This window comes from Shimia aestuarii (genome assembly GCF_022814865.1).
Lineage (GTDB): Bacteria > Pseudomonadota > Alphaproteobacteria > Rhodobacterales > Rhodobacteraceae > Shimia > Shimia aestuarii_A.
Genome location: NZ_JAKVRD010000004.1, coordinates 173,460 through 193,084 on the forward strand (window position 1 = coordinate 173,460; position 19,625 = coordinate 193,084).

Genomic DNA, 19,625 nt, shown 5'->3' on the forward strand with positions numbered 1-19,625 from the left:
TGTGGATATCTGCGGGATATCCTGCGCGCAGCGGGGGCCGACTGGTGGTCTCGGACGGCTTGACCCCTAGATAGTGTGTCACAGCCGTGCGAAATGTCCAAATCGGCCCGCTACGGGCGATTCTCGAGGGGGCTTATCCACAAAGCACCCCCTTGTTTTATCCACAAGTTTTTACGCTTGTCCGATCGCCGGGCCTTAGCCCTTCATGCGCGCCTCTTGCCAGGCGCGGGGCGCCTTGAGGAAGGATTCGACCTCCGAGAGGGTCTCTTCGGAGAAGGCCTCTTGCGCACGGGCCTCGGCGAGCACGTCCCACCAGGTGCAGAGATAGTGCAGGTCAACGCCGTGATCGCCGAGCGTTTTCGTCGTCTCAGGGAAGATGTCGTAGTAGAAGATCACCGCCGTGTGGCCGCAGGTTGCGCCGGTGTCGCGGATGGCATCGACGAAGGAGAGCTTGGAGCCGCCATCGGTTGTCAGGTCTTCGACGAGAAGGACGCGTTCGCCCTCGCTCATCGCGCCTTCGATCCGGGCGTTGCGGCCGTAGCCTTTGGGTTTCTTACGCACATAGGTCATCGGCAGGGCCATGCGTTCAGCGACCAGCGCGGCAAAGGGGATGCCCGCGGTCTCGCCACCGGCGATATTGTCAAACGCCTCAAGACCTGCGTTGCGCATCACCGTCACACAAAGGAAATCCATGAGCGTCGAGCGGATGCGCGGGAAGGAGATCAGCTTGCGGCAGTCGATATACGAGGGTGAGGGCAGGCCGGAGGCGAGGGTATAGGGCTCGTCCGTGTTGAAGTTCACCGCGCCGATCTCAAGCAGCATACGGGCGGTGAGGCGGGCGATTTCGTCCTGTGCGGGGTAGGTGGTCGGGATCATGAGAATATCCTTGGAATATGCGGCAGAGGGTCAGGCAACGGACCAATAGACCGGGTAGCCCGGATCGAACACGGTCACCGGGCCTTCGCCGGTCTCGATCTTCTCGGGGAAGTCGGTCGGGGTGTCGGATTTGACGAGGGTGATCGTGCCATCGTTCTCGGGCAGGCGATAGAAGGCGGGGCCGTTCTTGGAGGCGAAGGCCTCGAGCTTGTCGAGGGCCTCATCCTCTTCAAAGACCTGTGCCAGAAGCGCCATGGTGTTGGTTGCCGTGAAACAGCCAGCACAGCCGCAGCAGCTTTCTTTGTTTTCATCCGTATGCGGCGCACTATCCGTGCCGAGGAAGAAACGCGCATCCCCCGAGGTTGCGGCGGCGCGCAGGGCGAGGCGGTGCTCTTCGCGCTTGGCCACGGGCAGGCAGTAGTAATGCGGTTTGATCCCGCCCACGAGGATGTGGTTGCGGTTGATGATCAGGTGGTGCGTGGTGATCGTGCCGCCGAGGTCGGCGTCGTTCGATTTCACGTAGTCGATGCCATCTTTCGTTGTGATGTGTTCCATCACCACGCGCAGGCCTGGGGTGGCGCGGCGCACGGGATCAAGAACGCGGTCGATGAACATGGCTTCGCGGTCGAAAATGTCGATCTCGGCGTCGGTCACCTCGCCATGGACGCAAAGGGGCAGGCCAATTTCGGCCATCTTTTCAAGCACGGGGCGCACGCGGTCGAAATCGCGCACACCGGAGGCGGAGTTGGTGGTCGCGCCTGCGGGGTAGAGCTTCACCGCCTTGACCAGTCCGCTTTCGGCGGCGAGCGCCACATCGGCGGGATCGGTGTCTTCGGTGAGGTAGAGCGTCATCAGCGGTTCGAAAGTCATGCCTTCGGGCAGGGCCGAGAGGATGCGGTCGCGGTAGGAGGCGGCTTCGGCGCCGGTCACAACCGGGGGCACGAGGTTCGGCATGATAATGGCGCGGGAGAAATCGCGGGCCGTTTCGGGCAGGACGGCGCGCAGCACCGCGCCATCGCGCAGGTGCAGGTGCCAATCGTCGGGGCGGGTGATGGTCAGGGAGGTGCTCATGCGAGCGGGTTTAGACAAATCGCGCGCGCCGCGCCAGTGATTCCGATGCCGTGACGGGGGCTCAGCTTGCCAGTTTGCCCTGGCGTGCGGCTTTCTCGAGGAGGTCGAGCTTGCGCATGTAGCGCGGCGCCTTCAGGCGGCGTGCGACGTTGGCGCACAAGAGCGCCTTGAGGAAGGGGCGTTTCTGGCTTTCGATGAAGCGCAGGCGCGCATCGAGATAGGGCAGATAGGTGCGCCGGGCGCGGGCAAGACGGTAGAAATCCGCCGCTGTCAGGTTGCCGGTCCCGGCCTTGGCCAGAAGCGGGAAGAGAATCTGCATCTTGAGCAGCGCGGCCTCGATATCGTTGCCCATGAGCGGCATGGGGAGGAGGCTCACGTTGTCGCGGGCGAAGAGGGCGGCGTGGATCGCGTCTTTTTCCTGTCGCGGGTCGTAGATCACGAAGGCGCGGTCGGCGGCGTCGATCATATCAGGCGCATAGCCGTAGCGGTCCACAAAGGAGACGCGGCGCATTTGGGCAAAGCGCTTGTCCCAGCCGGCGAGGCGGGGGGCAAGGGTCGCTTGCGGCTGCACGGTGATGACCGTTGCACCGGGGGCAGAGACGGAAAAGGCCGCCGCGGCATAGGCGCAGCCCGGACCCGCGCCGTAGAAGACAACCTGTTGGAAATCCTCGAAAAAGCCATCGTCGATCATACGATCGAAATAGGCATAGACATGGGGGTCGCGGAACCAGGTGTCTTCTTCGCACAGAAGGCAGAGATGCGACCAGCCGAACTCGCGCACCAGTTCAAAGCCGAGCGGCTGCCCGGTGTCGCCCCGCGCCTGGATCGTGTCGATGGATTCGAAGGTCACCAGAAGGATCGGCTTTTCCTCGACCATCACCGCGTGGTGACGGGGGCCGAGGGGCTGATAATAGCCATCCTCGCCTGCGATCTCCTCGAGTTTCGCAAGCCACTCTGGGGTTTCCAGCCCAAGCATGGGCGTCTCAAAACCGTTGGGCGAATCCTGCATACCTACATCCTCTTGCCGCCGTTGCGGGCGTCTCTACCTGTTCTCGCCTTGGATATGTAGTGCGCCAATGCGGCGAAAGTTAGAAGAATGTGGCGGGCCACGTGAAGAAAATAAGGCAATTCAGCCCGATAGCGGGCATTGCATCGCTGTGTTCCGACGGCGGAAATCTTGCATAAATTCCAAACATAAAATATAACAAAAACCGCATGTGATGCGAAAAGCATCACGCGATTGATTTGGAAAGAGGGGAAGAGGGGACATGGTTCTCAACTGGAAAACAGGCGGAGTGCTTCTTGGCTTCGTGTTTTTTCTGGCGGTGCTGCTTGTGAAGCCGATCGGGGTTTCGACGCAGTTCGTCATACTAGATGCCATTGTCGCGGATGCGGTGAACCCGGAGGTGATCACCCAGACCGATGACGGAGCCTACACATCGACCAACGCGTATCTCGCGAAATCGGGCGGAAAATACGCAAAGAACGCGTCAAACCCGCTCAACTATAGCTTTGTTTTCGTCATTGCGATGATGATCGGGGCGTTTGTGTCGGCCAAGGCGCGTGGCGGGATTGGCAAGGACGAGGCGCGGCTTCCAGCGATCTGGTACGCCAATTACGGCGACACGCCGGTCAAGCGGTACGCGCTGGCTTTTGTTGGCGGGTTCATCGTGCTTTATGGCGCGCGGCTCGCGGGCGGGTGCACCTCGGGACACATGATGTCGGGGATGATGCAGACCGCGCTTTCGGGCTACATCTTTGCCGCCGGTGCGTTCCTCGCAGCCATTCCGGTTGCGATGATGGTCTACAAGAAGGGAGCCTAGGCCCATGCAAATCATACTCGCACTCGTGATCGGCGCGCTTTTCGGTGCCACGCTTGACCGGATTGGCGCAACCAATCCGAACTGGATCATCCGCATGTTGTCTTTGCGCAACCTGCATTTGATGAAGACCATCCTTCTTGCCATCGGGGTCGGCTCGATCCTGATGTTTGGCGGGCAGGTGATTGGCGTTGTGGATGTGCTGCACATGTCGGTCAAATCCGCCTATGTCGGGGTGTTCCTTGGCGGGCTGCTGCTTGGTGGCGGCTGGGCTGCGTCGGGTTATTGCCCGGGCACCGGCGTTTGCGCGGCAGCGTCGGGGCGCAAGGATGCGTACTTTTTTTTTCGCGGGCGGCTTGCTTGGCGCGGCGGCGTATATGGTCACATATGATGGCTGGAAAGCGTCGGGGCTTCTTGACGGGATCGCAGGCGGCAAGGTCACGCTCGGCACGGTGCCGGGGGCGAAATACGAGGGGATCACGGCGCTGCCGGGCGATATTCTCGGGATCGTGCTTGGCCTGATCTTCATCCTCGTGGCCTTCGTGCTTCCCAACAGCCTTGTTGGAGAGGATGCGGTCGAGATGCCCGCCGAGTAATCGCGGGCTCTGGATGAGACGCGGGAACCGACCCGTTCGGTTCCGGCGGTGACCCACAAAAGAAAAGCGCCCCCGGTGATGTCTCAACCGGGGGCGCTTTGGTATAACGGGTTCAGCGAAGACTTACTTCGACAGCGGGCCGATCATCATGATCATCTGGCGGCCTTCCATCTTCGGCATGTTCTCGACCTTGCCGATTTCCTTGGTGTCTTCGGCAACACGCAGGAGCAGTTCGCGACCAAGGTTCTGGTGCGCCATCTCGCGGCCCCGGAAGCGCAGGGTCACTTTGACCTTGTCGCCCTTCTCGAGGAATTTCAACACGTTACGCATCTTGACCTCATAGTCGTGCGTATCGGTGTTGGGGCGGAACTTGACCTCTTTGACCTGAATCGTGGTCTGTTTCTTACGCGCCTCGGATTCGCGTTTTTGCTGTTCGTACTTGAACTTGCCGTAATCCATGATCTTGCAGACAGGCGGATTGGCGTTGGGCGAAATCTCGACGAGATCGAGGCCGGCTTCCTCTGCCATGGAAAGGGCCTCGCGCGGGGTCACGACGCCTACGTTGTCGCCATCCGCACCAATCAGGCGGATTTCGGGCGCACGGATGCGATCGTTGACGCGGGGGCCGGTGTCGCGCGTCGGGGGCGCGTTATGAGGTCTGCGGGCTATGGGTTCGTTCCTTTTATCGATACATCTGATGCGGCGTAAATTATCGGGCGTTGCCGCGCACTTCAAGCGGCAAATCTAGTGGCCGTTGCGGGCCGCGCACGGGGCAGGGAGTCGGCGGAAATCGGCCCGTGCATGGGACGCCTGCAACATGTTTCCCCCTTGCCTCTCAAGGGGAAGGAGACCATCTGTGGGAGAGAAATAAGCACGGGAAGCTTCCCTGCGCGAAAGGAGAGAAAGATATGCGTAATCTGATCTGGGTGGTGCTCGCGGTCGTGGTTGTGGCCCTTGGGTACTTGTTGATGAAGGATGATGGCGCGGCGCCGATCATGTCGGACATGAACGACGATGCGGCCACCGAAGAGTCGGCCCCGGCCGAGGTTGAAGCGCCGGAGCCGATGCAAGAGACGGTCGAGGACGCGGTCAACGAGGCGATGGATGATGCCGCCGCCGCGATGGACCAAGCCGAAGAGGCCGTCAGCGACGCGGTGTCGGGCGCTGTCGAGAGCGCCAGCGAGGCTGCTGAAGCGGCGGGCGATGCCGCGAGCGATGCGGTCGAAAACATGAGCGATGCCGCCAGCGACGCTGCCGATACGGCGATGGACAGCGCGAGCGATGCCGCCGAAGCGACCAGCGAAGCCGCGGATGACGCCATGGATATGGCAAGCGACGCGGCAGAGGCCACTGGCGAAGCAGCGGCCGAAGCGATGGAAAGCGCCAGCGACGCAGCACCCGAGGCCTCTTCGGAGACGCCGGACTCGCTGACGCTGGACGGGTTCGACCTTGAGAAGGCGAAAGAGCAGATCGACAACTCGTCGCTTGGCGAGATGACGAAGATGACGCTCAAAGCCGCCATTGAGAAGGCCGAGGAAAGCCCCGAACTTCTTGAAACCGCTTTGGAAAAAGTGCGTGAGGCGCTTGGGTTCTGATCCCCGCGACCACGTGGAATACCAACACCCCCGCAGGTCTCTGTGGGGGTGTTTTCGTTTCGGGCGCTTAGACTTTCCGCAGATCTGGCGTCATCGGCGGCTGGCCACTGGGCCTAGGGCGGAGGGCAGGGCCGGGAACACTCTTGCGACATAAGTCAGCGAGGGAAAACAATGTGCAGTGAACAAGGAAGCGCGATCGCGACGGTTATGGTCGAGAACGCGCGTGTGCGGGTGACGGAATGGCGATTCAAGGCGCGTGGAGACGACACGGGCTGGCATCGTCATGGTTTCGACTATGTCGTGGTGCCGCAGTTCGACGGGGCGTTGGAAATCGACCTTGAGAACGGCGAGACGGTGATTGCCGAGATGCAATCAGGCGTGCCGTATTATCGCGACCTTGGGGTCAAGCACAACGTCAAGAGCGCCAATGATTTCGAATGCGCCTTTGTCGAGATCGAGCTTCTTGAGCCGCGTCCAGAGGCGTGACGATCTGAGCTATGTCGACAAGGTAAGCGAGAACTTCTGCTCCTGCATCGCCTTGCCCCACTGATCGCCGGTCTTTTGCTCGACGAGGGCAAACCCGTGTTTTTCATAGAGCGTGCGGGCGGTATTGAGGCCAGAGAATGTCCAGAGGTCGACCTGTTTAAAGCCCTGCGTGCGGCAATGGGCGAGCGCGGTTTCCAAGAGCGTATTGCCAAGGCCCGATCCTTGCAGGTCGGGGTCGAGGATGAACCAGCGCAGATGCGCCACGCCGTCGCCGAGGTCTTCTCCGTCGATGGAGATGCCGCCGACAATGTCTCCGTCCCGGTCGATCCACCAGGTGCCATTCGCGGGGTTGGAGAGGCGGGGCAGGAAGTCGGCCATGCCTGCCGCTACGGTGGTTTCAAACGCCTGCCCGAAGCCGACAAGGGCGCTATAGTATCGGGCGTGTAGCGTGACGATGCGACCAAGCAGGCCGGGAGTATAGCCGGTGCGGATGTTTGGCGCTGGGGGCGTCGTGTCGGTGCGTGCAGCGGCAAGCGCCCCGGCATAGAGGCGCAGGCCGTCGCGGATCGCTTCGCCATCGCGCGGGGTCACGCGGTCGAGGGCGGCGCTGACGCGGGTCACGGCAAGGCGGTTGATCTGATCAAGGCTGGCGCGGCCCTCTTGGGTGAGGGACAGGTGTTTGGCGCGGCGGTCATCAGGGTCGGGCGTTTCGCTTACCAAGCCTTTGGTGCTGAGCGATTTCACCAGCCGCGAGATGGTCGATTTCTCGAGCAGGAGCCGAGCCGAGAGATCGCGCGCGGTCAGCCCGTCTTCGAACCCGAGTTCGACAATCGCGTGCACGGCGGAAGACGACAGGCCAATCCCCGGCAGGGCGCTGTTGAGCACGCCCAACTCGCGCATCAGATGGCGGGAATGGTGGCGGATCGGGGCGACGAGCGCTTTGGTCATGAAGATCCCTTGGTTGCTTGATGCAACTTTAGGACGGGGAGGCCCGATTTGTCACCTGCGCGATTTGGTCTCGGGACGAAAAAGCCGACCCGCTTGTTGGCGGATCGGCTTGGAACCGGGGTCTCGAAAGAGTCTGGTGTGCGGTCCGCAGATCGCGGCGGCGCGGATCAGTCGAGGAAGGCTTTTTCGACCACATAGGTTTGCGGGTCGGAATTGGCACCTTCGACGAGGCCATAGCCTTCGAGCATCTCTTTGATCTCGAGGTTGAAGGCAAGGTTGCCACAGACCATGGCGCGGTCGTTCTGTGGGCAGAGCGGCTCGACGCCGAGATCGGCAAAGGCCTCGCCCGAGCGCATCAGGTCGGTGATGCGGCCCATCTTGGCGCTCTCTTCGCGGGTGGTGGTCGGGTAATATTTGATCTTTTTCCAGAACCCTTCGCCGATCACCTCGTTCAGGAGCTCATCGGTCTTGAGGCTCTCGATGATCTCGCGGCCATAGGTCAGCTCGCCTGCTTCGCGGCAGGTGTGGGTGATGATGACTTCGTCATAGTCCTGATAGGTCTGCGGCTCGCGGAGAAGCGAGGCAAAGGGGGCAAAGCCGGTGCCGGTCGCGAAGAACCAGATGCGTTTGCCGGGCAGGAGCGCGTCATGCACCAAGGTGCCGACGGGTTTGGGGCGCAGGATGATCTCGTCGCCGGGCTTGATATGCTGAAGCTTCGACGTCAGCGGGCCGTCTTGCACCTTGATCGAGTAAAACTCGAGCTCTTCATCCCAAGAGGGCGACGCGATGGAATAGGCGCGCAGGAGCGGTTTCTGCTTGCCGGTCTTGGGATCAGGATCACCCATGAGGCCGATCATCACGAACTCGCCCGAGCGGAAGCGGAGCGAGGCGGGGCGGGTGCATTTGAAGGCAAAGAGCCGGTCGGTATAGTGTTTGACCTCGGTGACGGTCTGGGCGTCAGGCAGGGTCGGAACTTTGGGAATAGCGGTCGCTTGGGCGTCGGTCACGTCGGGTCGCTCGTTCGTTTGGTTGCAATGAGAGGTGGCAGAAAGCTGGGCTTTGCCTAACAGGTTGATTGGGGTTTTAAAAATGTATCTGAAAGATTGCTTTGATCTGGCGCAAGTTTTTCATCTGCCGTGGCCTGTGCGGAACAGCATGCCGGGGAAGGGCGCAAAAACGGACTGAAATCCCGAAAATTTGGCCCTCTGAACCGGCGATCACAGGCTGAGCAGCCTTGAGAAGTGGGAGAGTCTCCCGTATCGAAGCCATGAAGGCGGAGAATCCAGAACATCTGTTCCGAATCTCTTGCCATGAAACCGGCCTGTCGAGGAGGCATGCATGGCTGTGAAGATCGATGAGCTGGATCGGAAGATCCTTGAGTGCCTGCAAGAGGATTCCGGCCGCTCGCTCGACGAAATTGCCAAGATCGTGGGATCGTCCAAGACCCCGGTCTGGAACCGGATTCGCAAGCTTCGTGAGGCCGGGGTGATCCGGCAGCAAACGGTGATCCTCGACCCCGAGGCGCTAGGGTTTGAGGCGTGTTTCTTTGTTCTCATCCGCACAAGCGAGCATGAGGCTGACTGGCAGGCGGCGTTCCTCAAGGCGCTTCGGGATCGCCCGGAGGTGCTTGAGGCGCACAGGTTGGCGGGGGATATCGACTATATCCTGAAAGTGCGGGTCGCCAATGCGCGCGCTTATGATGCGTTCTATCAGGTGCTGATCTCGGAGGTGCGGGTGCATAACGTGACCGCACTATTGTCGATGGAAGAGATCAAATCGACCACGCGCCTGCCGCTTGTGGCGGGAGATGGGGCCTGAGATATGGCCATCTGGGCGCGGGCGTTGGTAAGATCGACAGCATGAGAGCCATTATTCGCCATAGATACGCGATCCGCCTTGCCTTCGCGCTCTTGCTTGCCACCGTGTCGGGCGGGGTGTGGTGGTTCGGCTATGGTCAGGCGCTGGCGCAGATTGAGGAACGCGGCAAGTCGGACCTTGCGTTGGCGGCGGATTGGCTCACGGCGCAGTTGCAGCGGTATCAAGAGCTTGCGGTTCTGATGGCACCGCATCCGACGCTTGTGGCCCTGTCAGACGGGCGCGGCGGCGAGGGTGCGGCGAAGGCACTATTGCTTGATGCGGCAGACAAGACGACAGCGCGAGCGGTGGTCTATGCCGATAGCGAGGGGCATGTTCTTGCGTCGGCCTTTGGCGATGCGGGGGAAATCCTGCGCGGCCGACCCTATTTCGAGCGCGCCTTGCACGGGGCGCTTGGGGTTTATCACGATGTCGACCCGGCGAGCGGGCGACGGGCGTTTCATTTCGCCGCCCCAAGTTTTGCCAGCGATGGCCGGGTGCAGGGGGTGCTTGTGGTCAGCGTCGATGTGACCTCGGTGGAGGAAAACTGGCGCGGAGATGGGCCTCCGGTATTTTTCGTCGACGACAACAAACGGGTGTTTATCACCAATCGCTCTGAGCTTCTTTTCTGGGAGCGGCGCGGCGACATGGCGGGGCTTGTCCCGCCCGTGGGAGCGCGGCCCGCATTCCGCGAGATTACGCGGGCGGGCTATGCGCTCTGGCGGCTGGACTGGGGGCCGTATGTGCCGAACCTTGGCTTGCACCTTGTAAAGCCCTTGCCGGTCATTGGGATGACCGCCGAAGCCGTGATCGACGCGGCCCCGGCACGACAGCTTGCAGGGTTGCAGGCGGCGGTGGTGGCGGCGCTCATCCTTGCGTTTGGTATTTTCCTCGATCAGGCGATGCGACGGCGGCAAGTGCTTGCGCAGGCGAACGCGGTTCTTGAGGAGCGGGTCGCGGCGCGGACCGAGGCGCTTTCGCTCAGCAACACGCAGTTGCGCCGGGAGATCACAGAACGCCAAGAGGCCGAAGCTGCGCTCAAGAAGGCGCAGGCCGATCTTGTTCAGGCGGGCAAACTATCGGCGCTGGGCCAGATGTCCGCGGGGATCAGTCACGAGTTGAACCAGCCCCTGATGGCGATCCGGCAATATGCGGACAATGCGGCGCTTTTCCTTGAGCGGGAAAAGCCGGAGGTCGCGGGCGACAACCTTGGCCGGATCAGCGCCATGGCGGCGCGAATGGCACGGATCATCAAGAACCTGCGCGCCTTCGCCCGCAATGAGAGCGAGCCGATGGGGAAGGTGGACCTCGTGCAGGTGATCGAGACGGCGGTCGAGTTGACGTCGGCGCGGCTTCGGGCCGAAGATGTGCGGCTCACCTGGGACATGCCGGAGGGGGCGGTGCTTGCCTGGGGCGGAGAGGTGCGGCTTGTGCAGGTCTTCGTCAACCTGATCAACAATGCGGCGGACGCGATGGCGGGTGTCGCCGATAAGGAGATCACCATCTCCCTGCGCCACGACGCGCGGCTTGCGGTCGATGTGGCCGATACCGGGCCGGGTATCGAAGACCCGGATCGGATTTTTGAGCCGTTCTATTCCACCAAGGCGGTGGGCAGTTCGGACGGTATGGGGCTTGGTCTGTCGATTTCTTACGGGCTTGTGCAGAGTTTCGGCGGCGCGATCCGGGGGAGCAATTCCGCGCGCGGTGCGGTGTTCACCGTCGAACTTGATCCGTGGAGCGAGGAGGCGGCGGCATGACGCGGAAAGTGCTTCTTGTCGATGACGATGCGGCGGTGCGTGCGGCGCTGGCGCAGACGCTCGAGCTGGCCGATCTCGAGGCCATCCCGGCGGGGAGTTTCATCGAGGCCAAGGATCATATCGCGCCGGGGTTCGAGGGCGTCATTCTGTCGGATATCCGCATGCCGGGGCGGGATGGGTTTCACCTCTTGTCTTATACGCGCGGCGTTGATGCGGAATTGCCGGTGATCCTTTTGACCGGAGAGGGCGATATCCCGATGGCGGTTTCGGCGATGGGTCAGGGGGCGTTTGATTTCCTGGAAAAACCCTGTGCGCCCAAAGATTTGCTTGCCGTGATCGAACGTGCGTTGCGGACGCGGGCGCTTGTGCTTGAGAACCGGCGTCTGAAGGCGCAGCTCGAGACAGGCGATCCAGCGGCGCGGATGCTGTTTGGCAATTCTGACCTTGCCGAGGGGTTGCGCCAGCGGGTGCGCAGCGTGGCGCGAACGCAAGCGGAAGTGCTTGTCAGCGGCGCGCCGGGCAGTGGGGTTTCCAAGGTGGCCGAGGTGGTGCATCTGTGTTCGCCGCTCTCGAAGGGGCCTTTCGGGAAATACGCCGCGAGCGGCATGGATGCGGAGCGATTTGCCCGCGCGGTCAAGGATGCGGCGGGCGGGAGCCTGTTTCTCGACGAGGTGGCGGTCCTGCCGATGGAGACGCAGTTCGCGTTGATGACGATGATGGAGCAGGGCGGGCATCCGCGGCTCTTATTCGGGAGCACGCAGGAATTGGGCCGGGCGGTGGAGGCCGGGCAGCTTCATGCCGATCTCTATTACCGGCTTGATGCGATGCAGGTACGTATCCCGACGCTGGCCGAACGCCCCGAGGATATCCCGGTCCTGTTTCGTCACTATGTCGCGCAGGCCGCTGAGCAGGCGGGGCTTAGCGCGCCGGAGATCACGCCGGACCTCCTTGCAGACCTGATGGCGCGGGACTGGCCGGGCAATGCGCGGGCGCTGATGAGCGTGGCGATGCGCTTTGTTCTCGGGCTTCAGGACGGCGACGAGGCGCAGGATCACGGGGGGCTTGGGCTGGCCGAGCAGATGGCGCAAGTGGAGCGATCGCTTTTGACCGAGGCGCTTCGGCGCGCAGGAGGCCGCGCGAGCGCGGCGGCGGAGGCGCTCAAGCTGCCGCGCAAGACGCTTTATGACAAGCTCGCCAAGCATGGGCTGAAGCCGGAAGAATTCCGCTAGGGGCAAGCCCTTTGGAAAGGGCTTGGACTAGGATTTTCGGCGCCTATTCCGCAGGGGTCGCCTTGCCTTCGCAGCGGGCGAGTTGATCGGTCTCGTGGATTTTGAGGTCCCGCGAGGGCGAGAAATCGGCGCGCACATGGTCCCACCAGTGGCCGAGATAGCTTTTCTCAGACGTGGCATGGAACACGTCCGGCGCGATGCGGTGCAAATCGGGCAGGCGGGTCCAGGGGACGTTGGGAAAGCTGTGATGCTCGTTGTGGTAGCCGGTGTTGAACAGGATCAGGTTGAGCGGGCCATAGGTCGAGCGGGTCGGGTTCTCGTCATCGGTGCCGGGATGTTCAGAGAGCGATTGGCCAAGGTTGGAAATCCCCAGCTTGCCGAGGAAGAAGGACAGCGACCAAAGGTGATAAAGCAGCGCCCAAGGCCCGAGGAGGGCGAGCATCGCGAGGTTCGAGATCAGGGACACCGCGATGAAGGGGCGCATGTCGCGGCCATCGGGGCGGGTTCCGGTAAAACGGTCGACGGGATCCGCGACGGGACGGCCTGAGGCCCAGGCGTAGAGCCGGGGCAGGATCGCATCGCCGAGCATGAAGCCGAGCGGCAGCGCGTGAAGAAACAGCGTCAGGAGGGTCAGGAGGCGCTGGGTCACGGGATGAGTGCGGCGCACGTGCTGGCGCGCTTGCAGGGCGCAGATGTCCTCGTGTTCGTAGTCGCGCTCATAGTCACCGACAAAGGGGTGGTGGCTTGTGACGTGTTGATGCTGGTAGGTGAGTTGCTTGCCATAGGAGGTCAGGATCGCCTCGAGGCCAAGGTCGAAGGCCAGTTTGGCCCGGTCGCCGCGAAAGACCAGCTTGTGACAGGTCTCGTGGATGAGCGAGGCGGCGGAGTGGTAGACGATCTGCCCGATGAGGAAGGCCGTGAGGCCGACCAGCAGCAGCCCGCCATCGGAGACGGCCCAGGCGATCCCCCATTGGATCGCGAAGAGGATTGGCAGGGCGAGCGCGGTGCGCGGCTCGGGACCAGAAAGATCGGCCAACTCGGGATGGGCCTTGAGCGCGGCGCGGCGCATATCGTTGTGGCGGCGCGATTGTGGCGAGATGGTTCCGGTGGCGCGGGGGGCGGCAGAGTCGGGCATGGCATTCCTGCGAAGTAAGGCTTGGGCAGAGTAGGGCGCGGGCGCGGGCCGGGTCAATGTGCAGAGGTGACGCGCCATGGCCGTGGAGGGGACAAAAGGCCTATTCGGGGAGGGCGATTCACTGTGCGGATTTTCGCACAAAGGCGGCTTGGCCCGTGCGGGAAATCGCACAGTCCGTGCCGCGCGCTTGGGTGTTCGGTGTGCGCGGGCGCAATATTGCCCTGAAAACAAACGGGAAATGCAAAAATGTCATAGCTTGGTAACAAACCCTTGAGCGGTTTTTGCCTGACCGTCAGTGTTTTGCGCGGATCGCCCGGTTTTCGGGCATCGGACATATCGAATTCTTGACCTCTGGGAGGAGACCACATGAAATTCCTGACCACCGCAGCGACCGCTCTCGCGCTTACCGTGACTGCCGGCACCACCGCAATGGCCGCTTGTGACGATGGCGAAATCGTCATCAAGTTCAGCCACGTGACCAACACCGACAAACACCCGAAAGGCATTGCCGCATCGCTTCTCGAGCAGCGCGTCAATGACGAGATGAACGGCAAGGCTTGCATGGAAGTCTTCCCGAACTCGACCCTCTACAACGACAACAAAGTTCTTGAAGCCATGCTTCAGGGCGACGTGCAGCTTGCCGCGCCGAGCCTTTCGAAGTTCGAGAAGTTCACCAAGAAATTCCGCATCTTCGACCTGCCGTTCATGTTCAAAGACATCAACGCCGTGGACGCGTTCCAAGCGTCGGACTCCGGTCAGGCCCTGCTCGACTCCATGCAGCGCCGCGGCCTGCAGGGTCTCGCCTACTGGCACAATGGCATGAAGCAGATGTCGGCCAACAAGCCGCTCGTCTCGCCGTCGGATGCCAACGGCCTCAAGTTCCGCGTGCAGTCCTCGGACGTGCTCGTGGCGCAGATGGAAGCCATCGGCGGCAGCCCGCAGAAAATGGCCTTCTCGGAAGTCTATGGCGCGCTTCAGCAGGGCGTTGTGGACGGTCAGGAAAACACCTGGTCGAACATCTACGGCAAGAAGTTCTTCGAAGTGCAGGACGGCGTGACCGAAACCAACCACGGTGTGATCGACTATCTTGTCGTGACCTCGGTGGACTGGCTCGACAGCCTCGACGCGGATGTGCGTGACCAGTTCCTCACCATCCTTGGCGAAGTGACCGCGACCCGGAACTCGGAGTCGACCTCGGTGAACGAAGCCGCGAAACAGGCGATCGTCGACGCGGGCGGCACCATCCGTCAGCTCTCGGCAGAACAGCGCCAGGACTGGGTCGACACGATGAAGCCGGTTTGGGACCAGTTCTCGGACGACGTGGGCCAAGACAACATCGACGCGGCTCAGGCGATCAACGCCTCCATGTAATCTGATCGCTGCGCTTTCAGGCGCAAGATCTTGGGGCGGCCCATGCGCTGGGCCGCCTTTTTCAAACAACCCACCTAGCAAGACGGGGACAGGCCTTATGCAGCATAAGCATAGCTTTGTGGACCGGATCGAGGAGACGCTGATCGCGCTCCTGCTTGGGCTCATGACGGTCATCACCTTTGCCAATGTCATCGCCCGTTTCGGATTCAACTCAAATATTCTCTGGGCGCTGGAACTGACGGTGTTCCTGTTCGGCTGGCTTGTCCTGCTTGGCGCCTCTTACGCCGTGAAGAAGCACAGCCATCTTGGCGTCGACGCGATCATCAACATGGTGCCCGCCCCTGTGGCGCGTATTCTCGGGCTGATCTCGGTCACGGTTTGCATTGTGTTCTCGCTCCTTCTTTTGAAAGGGGCCTATGACTACTGGGCTGTGTTTGCGGACTTGCCGCCCACGTCGGGGCGCTGGTTCCCGACCGGGTTTGAGGACAGGTTCCGCTCGCAATCTTTCTACGAGGTGCAGGACGTGCCGATGGTCGGCGCGCTCAGCTTTCTCGAAGACCTTATCAATTACGGCGAAGAGTACGAGAAGATGCCCAAAGTGGTGCCTTATCTCGTCCTGCCCGTTTCCATGGCGCTTCTCGTGTTCCGGTTCTTCCAGGTCGCGCTACAAATCTGGCGCGGAGAGACGGACCGTCTTGTCGCGAGCCACGAGGTCGAGGACGAGATCGACGAAGTGCGCGCATTGCAGGGGGAGCATGACTGATGGAAGTTGTTCTTCTATTCACCATGGTGATCGGGCTGCTGTTGATCGGGGTGCCGATTGCGGTCTCGCTCGGTCTTAGCTCGACGCTGTTCCTTCTCTTCTTCTCGGAGAGCTCGCTGGCCTCGGTGGCCGGGACCTTGTTCGAGGCCTTCGAGGGGCATTTCACGCTTCTGGCCATTCCGTTCTTTATTCTCGCCTCGAGTTTCATGACCACGGGCGGCGTGGCGCAGCGGATCATCCGCTTCTCCATCGCCTGTGTCGGGCATTTGCCGGGCGGGCTTGCGATTGCGGGGGTCTTTGCCTGTATGCTTTTCGCCGCGCTTTCGGGATCGTCCCCGGCGACCGTGGTGGCCATCGGGTCCATCGTGATCGCGGGCATGCGGCAGGTCGGCTATAGCAAGGAATTCGCCGCCGGTGTGATCTGTAACGCGGGCACGCTCGGCATCCTCATCCCGCCGTCGATCGTCATGGTGGTCTATGCCGCCGCGGTCGAGGTCTCGGTGGGGCGGATGTTCCTTGCTGGCGTCATTCCGGGCCTTCTCGCGGGGTTCATGCTCATGGTGACGATCTATGTCATGGCGCGGGTGAAGAACCTGCCCAAGGGCGAATGGCTCGGCTGGGGGGAAGTCTTTACCTCGGGGCGCGAGGCGGGCTGGGGTCTGTTCCTCATCGTGATCATCCTTGGGGGCATCTATGGCGGTATCTTTACACCGACCGAAGCCGCCGCCGTGGCCGCCGTCTATGCCTTCTTGATCGCTTGTTTTGTCTACAAGGACATGGGGCCGCTTGCGGGCGGCGAGACGGGCGAGAAATCGAGCCTGCTGCGGAAACCTTATGCGCTTGTCACGGCGCTTGTGCATCCGGACACGAAACATACGCTGTTCGAGGCGGGCAAGCTTACCGTCACGCTTCTTTTCGTGATCGCCAACGCGCTTATCCTGAAGCATGTGCTGACCGATGAGCAGGTGCCGCAGACCATCGCCAATGCGATGCTCTCGGCCGGGTTCGGGCCGGTGATGTTCCTGATCGTGGTGAACGTCATCCTGCTTATCGGCGGGCAGTTCATGGAGCCTTCGGGGCTTCTCGTGATCGTGGCGCCGCTGGTGTTCCCGATTGCCATCGAGCTTGGCATTGACCCGATTCACCTCGGGATCATCATGGTGGTCAACATGGAGATTGGGATGATCACGCCGCCGGTGGGGCTCAACCTCTTCGTGACCTCTGGGGTGGCTGGGATGCCGATGATGTCGGTGGTGCGGGCCGCGCTGCCGTTCCTCGCGGTGCTCTTTGTCTTCCTCATCATGGTGACCTATATCCCGTGGCTTTCGACAGTATTGCCGAACACCTTCATGGGGCCTGAGATCGTCACCCAGTAGGGCGGTCACAGATGCGATTTTGGCGGCGTCCCGAGCACTCGGGGCGCCGTTTTTCATGGCGATGTTGAAAGGGGCGCGGCGGGGCCGCGCGCAGGTTTTCTCGTCATCGGCCCCTTGTCAGGGGCCGCTGCCTGCGGATTGCCTCCGGCGGGGATATTTTTGGCAAGAGGAAGGTCAGGCGGCGTCGAGTGCGTCGATGATGGCCTGGAAGTCGTCGGCCTTGAGGCTCGCGCCGCCGACCAGCGCGCCGTCGACATTGGCGACCGAGAAGATTTCAGAGGCGTTCTCGGGCTTCACGGAGCCGCCGTAGAGGATGCGGAAGGCATGGCCTTCGCCGCCGAAGCGGTCGGTCAGGATTGTGCGGATGAACTCATGCACTTCGTTGATCTGCTCGAGCGTCGGGATGCGGCCGGTGCCGATGGCCCAGATCGGCTCGTAGGCGATCACGGTGTTGGCGCCGGTGGCGGTGTCGGGGAGGGAGCCTGCGAGTTGACTGCCGATCAGGGCAAGGGTTTCACCGGCGTCGCGTTGGGCAAGGCTTTCGCCGATACAGACGACCGCGAGCAGGCCCTCGGACCATGCCGCCGCGACCTTGGCGGCGACGGTGGCGTCGGTTTCGCCATGGTCTTCGCGACGCTCGGAATGGCCAAGGATCACGGCAGAGGCGCCGCAATCGGCAAGCATCTCGGCGGAGATATCGCCGGTGTGGGCCCCGGATTGCGCGGCGTGGCAGTCCTGACCGCCGATGGCGATATCGCCTGCGACCAGCGTGGCGCGGGAGATCAGCGTCGCGGGCGGGCAGATCAGACGACCGGTCTGGGACGGTGCAGGCGCGGCGGCGAGGCGCTCCAGTTCGGCGAGGTCCGCCCCGAGCCCGTTCATCTTCCAATTGCCTGCGGCCAGTTTGCGACGCATCTGCTGCTCCTTCTTGATTTGGTTGATCTGTTTTCAAGGGTTCGCCGCTATGCGTCAAGGGCACCTTGCGTCGCGCCGCGCGTGGGGCGTAAAAGAAGGGGCGAAATCGGAGGTGTGAGATGATCCCAAGACTTGATGCCCGCAAGATCGATGCGCGGGACGCGCAGACCATGGCGCAGCTGCGTCAGGGCGTGGAGGAGGCGGGGTTTCTTATTGTCGAGAACTCGGCACTGACCAAGGCGGATGTGCTAGAGGTGATCGAGGTCTACCGGGCCTTTTTCAAGCAACCCGAAGCGGCCAAACGCGGCGTCGACATGGCGCGCACCGGGGCCAACCGGGGCTGGGGCGCGCCGGGGTCTGAACAGGTCGATCCAGAGGCGAACCCGGACTACAAGCAGGTCTTTGATTGCGGGTTTGAATTGGCCGCCGATGATCCGCTTCGGGCGTTGAACCTATCGGTTTATGGCGACAACCTCTGGCCGGACGTGCCGGAGGCGTTTCGCGCCACGGTGCAGGGCTACTATGGCCGGGCGCTTGAGGTGTCGATGGGGGTGCTGAGGGGACTCGCGGCGGCGATCGGGCAGCCGGAGGACTATTTCGATGCGGCCTTTTCGCGGCCCATGGCGCTTTTGCGGGCGAACTACTATCCGCCGCGCCCTGAGTGGGCGACGGAGAAGGATTTCGGCATCGGCACCCATACGGATTACGGCTGTGTCACGCTTCTGGGGACGGATGGCGTTGGCGGGCTCGAGGCGCAGCAGCGGGATGGGACGTGGATCCCGGTCGAGGCGGAGCCGGGGGTGTTCATCATCAACTTTGGCGAGATGCTCGAGATGTGGACCGACGGCAAGGTGCGTGCAACGCCGCATCGCGTGAAGGGGACAAACGAAGAGCGGATTTCCGTGCCGATGTTCTTTAACCCCAACCACGACACCAATGTCGCGCCAATCGGATCGGGGCGGGAAATCCTTGCGGGAGATCATCTCGAGAAGCGGTTCAACGAGACCTATCTACACCTGAAAGAGACGGCATAAGAAGGGGTTAGGCGGCGTTCCTTACGCGCGCCTTACATGCCTTCGAACTTGATCGATTCACCGCAGCCGCAGGCTTCGGTGACGTTCGGGTTGTTGAACTTGAAGCCGCTTTCGAGGAGCGAGGTTTCATAGTCGATCTCGGTTCCAAACAGGAACATCTGGGCCATGGGCGCGATCATCACGCGGGCGCCGTCGACCTCGACCACCTCGTCGTTGGAATCGGGTTCGGAGACGTATTCCATGGTGTATTCCATGCCTGCGCAGCCGCCTTTCTTGACGCCGATCCGCAGGCCTGCATGGCCGTCCTTTTGCATCAGCCGCGTGATCTGGGTCACGGCGGCGGGGGTGATGGTCACAGGCGATTTTCCGGGAATGCCAAACATGAGCGTTCCTCCTTAAGCCTTTGAAAGGTCACATGAAGCCAAGTTCGAGCCGGGCTTCGTCGCTCATCATTTCCATGCCCCAGGGCGGCTGCCAGACGAGATCGACAGTGACGTTACGCACGCCGCCGACACCGGCAATGGCCTCTTGCACCCAGCCCGGCATCTCGCCCGCGACGGGACAGCCCGGCGCGGTCAGGGTCATGGTGATGTGAACATCATTTTCATCAGAGATTTCAATCGTGTAGATCAGGCCAAGATCGTAGATATTGACCGGGATCTCGGGGTCGAACACGCTCCGGCAGGCCTCGACGGCCTGTTCGTGCAAGGGATGGTCCGTGCTTGACGGAGCAATCAGGGGCGTGCCTTCGACGGGATCGGGTAGTTCAGTCATGTGATGCCTGTCCTGCGGGTTACTT

General features: G+C 61.9%; 22 protein-coding genes. 12 read left to right on the forward strand and 10 right to left on the reverse strand.

The genetic code is table 11. The features are described from left to right. Positions 1 to 195: 195 nt before the first annotated feature. From MK745_RS06110 to MK745_RS06120, 3 genes are all read right to left on the reverse strand, one after another. A complete protein-coding gene (locus MK745_RS06110; RefSeq protein WP_243612395.1) occupies positions 196 to 876 on the reverse strand; it encodes an orotate phosphoribosyltransferase in 681 nt (226 codons plus the stop codon). Positions 877 to 906: 30 nt separating this feature from the next. Next, a complete protein-coding gene (pyrC, locus tag MK745_RS06115; RefSeq protein WP_243612396.1) occupies positions 907 to 1,947 on the reverse strand; it encodes a dihydroorotase in 1,041 nt (346 codons plus the stop codon). A gap of 61 nt (positions 1,948 to 2,008) precedes the next feature. Next, positions 2,009 to 2,956: a phosphoadenosine phosphosulfate reductase gene (locus tag MK745_RS06120; protein WP_243612397.1), complete on the reverse strand. Its 948-nt coding sequence runs from the start codon at positions 2,954 to 2,956 to the stop codon at positions 2,009 to 2,011. A 259-nt stretch (positions 2,957 to 3,215) separates the two neighbouring features. Between MK745_RS06120 and MK745_RS06125 the strand changes: the two genes are divergently transcribed. Genes MK745_RS06125 through MK745_RS06135 form a run of 3 tightly spaced genes read left to right on the forward strand, consistent with a single transcriptional unit; the run spans position 3,216 to position 4,363 of the window. After that, the gene (locus MK745_RS06125; protein ID WP_243612398.1) at positions 3,216 to 3,770 is read left to right on the forward strand and encodes a YeeE/YedE thiosulfate transporter family protein; all 555 of its coding nucleotides are present in this window, start codon (positions 3,216 to 3,218) and stop codon (positions 3,768 to 3,770) included. Between the two features lie 4 nt (positions 3,771 to 3,774). Next, entirely contained in the window at positions 3,775 to 4,158 is a 384-nt protein-coding gene (locus MK745_RS06130) for a DUF6691 family protein (protein ID WP_243612399.1), read from the forward strand. Next, positions 4,145 to 4,363 carry a hypothetical protein gene (locus MK745_RS06135; protein WP_243612400.1) on the forward strand — a complete coding sequence of 73 codons (219 nt, stop codon included), beginning with the start codon at positions 4,145 to 4,147 and terminating at the stop codon, positions 4,361 to 4,363. Before MK745_RS06130 ends, MK745_RS06135 begins: the two co-directional genes overlap by 14 nt. A gap of 123 nt (positions 4,364 to 4,486) precedes the next feature. Here MK745_RS06135 and infC read toward each other — a convergent pair whose 3' ends face one another. Then, positions 4,487 to 5,098: a translation initiation factor IF-3 gene (gene infC / locus MK745_RS06140; RefSeq protein ID WP_317275033.1), complete on the reverse strand. Its 612-nt coding sequence runs from the start codon at positions 5,096 to 5,098 to the stop codon at positions 4,487 to 4,489. Between the two features lie 173 nt (positions 5,099 to 5,271). On the opposite strand from infC, the gene MK745_RS06145 reads away from it, so the two are divergent. After that, positions 5,272 to 5,958, forward strand: a complete 687-nt coding sequence (locus MK745_RS06145; RefSeq protein ID WP_243612401.1) for a hypothetical protein — start codon at positions 5,272 to 5,274, stop codon at positions 5,956 to 5,958. Positions 5,959 to 6,129: 171 nt separating this feature from the next. Continuing rightward, the gene (locus tag MK745_RS06150) at positions 6,130 to 6,444 is read left to right on the forward strand and encodes a cupin domain-containing protein (RefSeq protein WP_243612402.1); all 315 of its coding nucleotides are present in this window, start codon (positions 6,130 to 6,132) and stop codon (positions 6,442 to 6,444) included. Between the two features lie 9 nt (positions 6,445 to 6,453). Here the strand turns inward: MK745_RS06150 and MK745_RS06155 are convergent, their stop codons facing one another. Together MK745_RS06155 and MK745_RS06160 are read right to left on the reverse strand one after the other, a co-directional pair. Beyond that, the gene (locus MK745_RS06155; RefSeq protein ID WP_243612403.1) at positions 6,454 to 7,392 is read right to left on the reverse strand and encodes a bifunctional helix-turn-helix transcriptional regulator/GNAT family N-acetyltransferase; all 939 of its coding nucleotides are present in this window, start codon (positions 7,390 to 7,392) and stop codon (positions 6,454 to 6,456) included. A gap of 167 nt (positions 7,393 to 7,559) precedes the next feature. Beyond that, positions 7,560 to 8,399 carry a ferredoxin--NADP reductase gene (locus MK745_RS06160; RefSeq protein WP_297756220.1) on the reverse strand — a complete coding sequence of 280 codons (840 nt, stop codon included), beginning with the start codon at positions 8,397 to 8,399 and terminating at the stop codon, positions 7,560 to 7,562. A 331-nt stretch (positions 8,400 to 8,730) separates the two neighbouring features. Here MK745_RS06160 and MK745_RS06165 point away from each other — a divergent pair, with 331 nt between their 5' ends. From MK745_RS06165 to MK745_RS06175, 3 genes are read left to right on the forward strand one after another with little or no spacing between them, the layout of a single operon-like run. Next, entirely contained in the window at positions 8,731 to 9,210 is a 480-nt protein-coding gene (locus tag MK745_RS06165) for an Lrp/AsnC family transcriptional regulator (protein ID WP_243612404.1), read from the forward strand. 41 nt (positions 9,211 to 9,251) lie between these two features. After that, a complete protein-coding gene (locus MK745_RS06170) occupies positions 9,252 to 11,003 on the forward strand; it encodes a sensor histidine kinase (RefSeq protein ID WP_243612405.1) in 1,752 nt (583 codons plus the stop codon). Then, a complete protein-coding gene (locus MK745_RS06175) occupies positions 11,000 to 12,232 on the forward strand; it encodes a sigma-54-dependent transcriptional regulator (RefSeq protein ID WP_243612406.1) in 1,233 nt (410 codons plus the stop codon). Before MK745_RS06170 ends, MK745_RS06175 begins: the two co-directional genes overlap by 4 nt. Positions 12,233 to 12,275: 43 nt before the next feature. Here MK745_RS06175 and MK745_RS06180 read toward each other — a convergent pair whose 3' ends face one another. Beyond that, positions 12,276 to 13,367, reverse strand: coding sequence for a fatty acid desaturase (locus MK745_RS06180; protein ID WP_243612407.1), 1,092 nt, complete (start codon positions 13,365 to 13,367; stop codon positions 12,276 to 12,278). Between the two features lie 366 nt (positions 13,368 to 13,733). Here MK745_RS06180 and MK745_RS06185 point away from each other — a divergent pair, with 366 nt between their 5' ends. The 3 genes from MK745_RS06185 (at position 13,734) to MK745_RS06195 (ending at position 16,877) form a co-directional block, all read left to right on the forward strand. Next, positions 13,734 to 14,738 carry a DctP family TRAP transporter solute-binding subunit gene (locus MK745_RS06185; RefSeq protein WP_243612408.1) on the forward strand — a complete coding sequence of 335 codons (1,005 nt, stop codon included), beginning with the start codon at positions 13,734 to 13,736 and terminating at the stop codon, positions 14,736 to 14,738. Between the two features lie 97 nt (positions 14,739 to 14,835). Continuing rightward, positions 14,836 to 15,501, forward strand: a complete 666-nt coding sequence (locus tag MK745_RS06190; protein ID WP_243612409.1) for a TRAP transporter small permease — start codon at positions 14,836 to 14,838, stop codon at positions 15,499 to 15,501. Beyond that, positions 15,501 to 16,877, forward strand: coding sequence for a TRAP transporter large permease (locus tag MK745_RS06195; protein WP_243612410.1), 1,377 nt, complete (start codon positions 15,501 to 15,503; stop codon positions 16,875 to 16,877). The genes MK745_RS06190 and MK745_RS06195 overlap by 1 nt, the downstream gene beginning before the upstream one ends. A 174-nt stretch (positions 16,878 to 17,051) precedes the next feature. Here the strand turns inward: MK745_RS06195 and tpiA are convergent, their stop codons facing one another. Continuing rightward, positions 17,052 to 17,792 carry a triose-phosphate isomerase gene (gene tpiA / locus MK745_RS06200; protein WP_243612411.1) on the reverse strand — a complete coding sequence of 247 codons (741 nt, stop codon included), beginning with the start codon at positions 17,790 to 17,792 and terminating at the stop codon, positions 17,052 to 17,054. A 119-nt stretch (positions 17,793 to 17,911) separates the two neighbouring features. Between tpiA and MK745_RS06205 the strand changes: the two genes are divergently transcribed. Next, positions 17,912 to 18,826, forward strand: a complete 915-nt coding sequence (locus MK745_RS06205) for an isopenicillin N synthase family dioxygenase (protein ID WP_243612412.1) — start codon at positions 17,912 to 17,914, stop codon at positions 18,824 to 18,826. A gap of 32 nt (positions 18,827 to 18,858) precedes the next feature. On the opposite strand, the gene MK745_RS06210 is transcribed toward MK745_RS06205, so the two are convergent. Together MK745_RS06210 and MK745_RS06215 are read right to left on the reverse strand one after the other, a co-directional pair. Beyond that, positions 18,859 to 19,209, reverse strand: a complete 351-nt coding sequence (locus MK745_RS06210; RefSeq protein ID WP_243612413.1) for a HesB/IscA family protein — start codon at positions 19,207 to 19,209, stop codon at positions 18,859 to 18,861. A gap of 28 nt (positions 19,210 to 19,237) precedes the next feature. Further along, complete coding sequence (locus MK745_RS06215; protein WP_243612414.1) at positions 19,238 to 19,600, reverse strand: SUF system Fe-S cluster assembly protein; 363 nt, start codon at positions 19,598 to 19,600, stop codon at positions 19,238 to 19,240. Between the last annotated feature and the right edge of the window lie 25 nt (positions 19,601 to 19,625).

What these genes read in the sequence shown, in the direction of transcription:
- MK745_RS06130 (WP_243612399.1), top strand. Translation starts at nt 3,775, where the DNA reads ATGCAAATCATACTCGCACTCGTGATCGGCGCGCTTTTCGGTGCCACG.
- MK745_RS06215 (WP_243612414.1), bottom strand. Translation starts at nt 19,600, where the DNA reads ATGACTGAACTACCCGATCCCGTCGAAGGCACGCCCCTGATTGCTCCG.
- tpiA (WP_243612411.1), bottom strand. Translation starts at nt 17,792, where the DNA reads ATGCGTCGCAAACTGGCCGCAGGCAATTGGAAGATGAACGGGCTCGGG.
- MK745_RS06205 (WP_243612412.1), top strand. Translation starts at nt 17,912, where the DNA reads ATGATCCCAAGACTTGATGCCCGCAAGATCGATGCGCGGGACGCGCAG.
- MK745_RS06155 (WP_243612403.1), bottom strand. Translation starts at nt 7,392, where the DNA reads ATGACCAAAGCGCTCGTCGCCCCGATCCGCCACCATTCCCGCCATCTG.
- MK745_RS06175 (WP_243612406.1), top strand. Translation starts at nt 11,000, where the DNA reads ATGACGCGGAAAGTGCTTCTTGTCGATGACGATGCGGCGGTGCGTGCG.
- MK745_RS06135 (WP_243612400.1), top strand. Translation starts at nt 4,145, where the DNA reads ATGGTCACATATGATGGCTGGAAAGCGTCGGGGCTTCTTGACGGGATC.
- MK745_RS06145 (WP_243612401.1), top strand. Translation starts at nt 5,272, where the DNA reads ATGCGTAATCTGATCTGGGTGGTGCTCGCGGTCGTGGTTGTGGCCCTT.
- MK745_RS06125 (WP_243612398.1), top strand. Translation starts at nt 3,216, where the DNA reads ATGGTTCTCAACTGGAAAACAGGCGGAGTGCTTCTTGGCTTCGTGTTT.
- MK745_RS06120 (WP_243612397.1), bottom strand. Translation starts at nt 2,956, where the DNA reads ATGCAGGATTCGCCCAACGGTTTTGAGACGCCCATGCTTGGGCTGGAA.
- MK745_RS06150 (WP_243612402.1), top strand. Translation starts at nt 6,130, where the DNA reads ATGTGCAGTGAACAAGGAAGCGCGATCGCGACGGTTATGGTCGAGAAC.
- MK745_RS06180 (WP_243612407.1), bottom strand. Translation starts at nt 13,367, where the DNA reads ATGCCCGACTCTGCCGCCCCCCGCGCCACCGGAACCATCTCGCCACAA.
- MK745_RS06190 (WP_243612409.1), top strand. Translation starts at nt 14,836, where the DNA reads ATGCAGCATAAGCATAGCTTTGTGGACCGGATCGAGGAGACGCTGATC.
- MK745_RS06170 (WP_243612405.1), top strand. Translation starts at nt 9,252, where the DNA reads ATGAGAGCCATTATTCGCCATAGATACGCGATCCGCCTTGCCTTCGCG.
- MK745_RS06165 (WP_243612404.1), top strand. Translation starts at nt 8,731, where the DNA reads ATGGCTGTGAAGATCGATGAGCTGGATCGGAAGATCCTTGAGTGCCTG.
- MK745_RS06185 (WP_243612408.1), top strand. Translation starts at nt 13,734, where the DNA reads ATGAAATTCCTGACCACCGCAGCGACCGCTCTCGCGCTTACCGTGACT.
- MK745_RS06195 (WP_243612410.1), top strand. Translation starts at nt 15,501, where the DNA reads ATGGAAGTTGTTCTTCTATTCACCATGGTGATCGGGCTGCTGTTGATC.
- MK745_RS06210 (WP_243612413.1), bottom strand. Translation starts at nt 19,209, where the DNA reads ATGTTTGGCATTCCCGGAAAATCGCCTGTGACCATCACCCCCGCCGCC.
- pyrC (WP_243612396.1), bottom strand. Translation starts at nt 1,947, where the DNA reads ATGAGCACCTCCCTGACCATCACCCGCCCCGACGATTGGCACCTGCAC.
- MK745_RS06110 (WP_243612395.1), bottom strand. Translation starts at nt 876, where the DNA reads ATGATCCCGACCACCTACCCCGCACAGGACGAAATCGCCCGCCTCACC.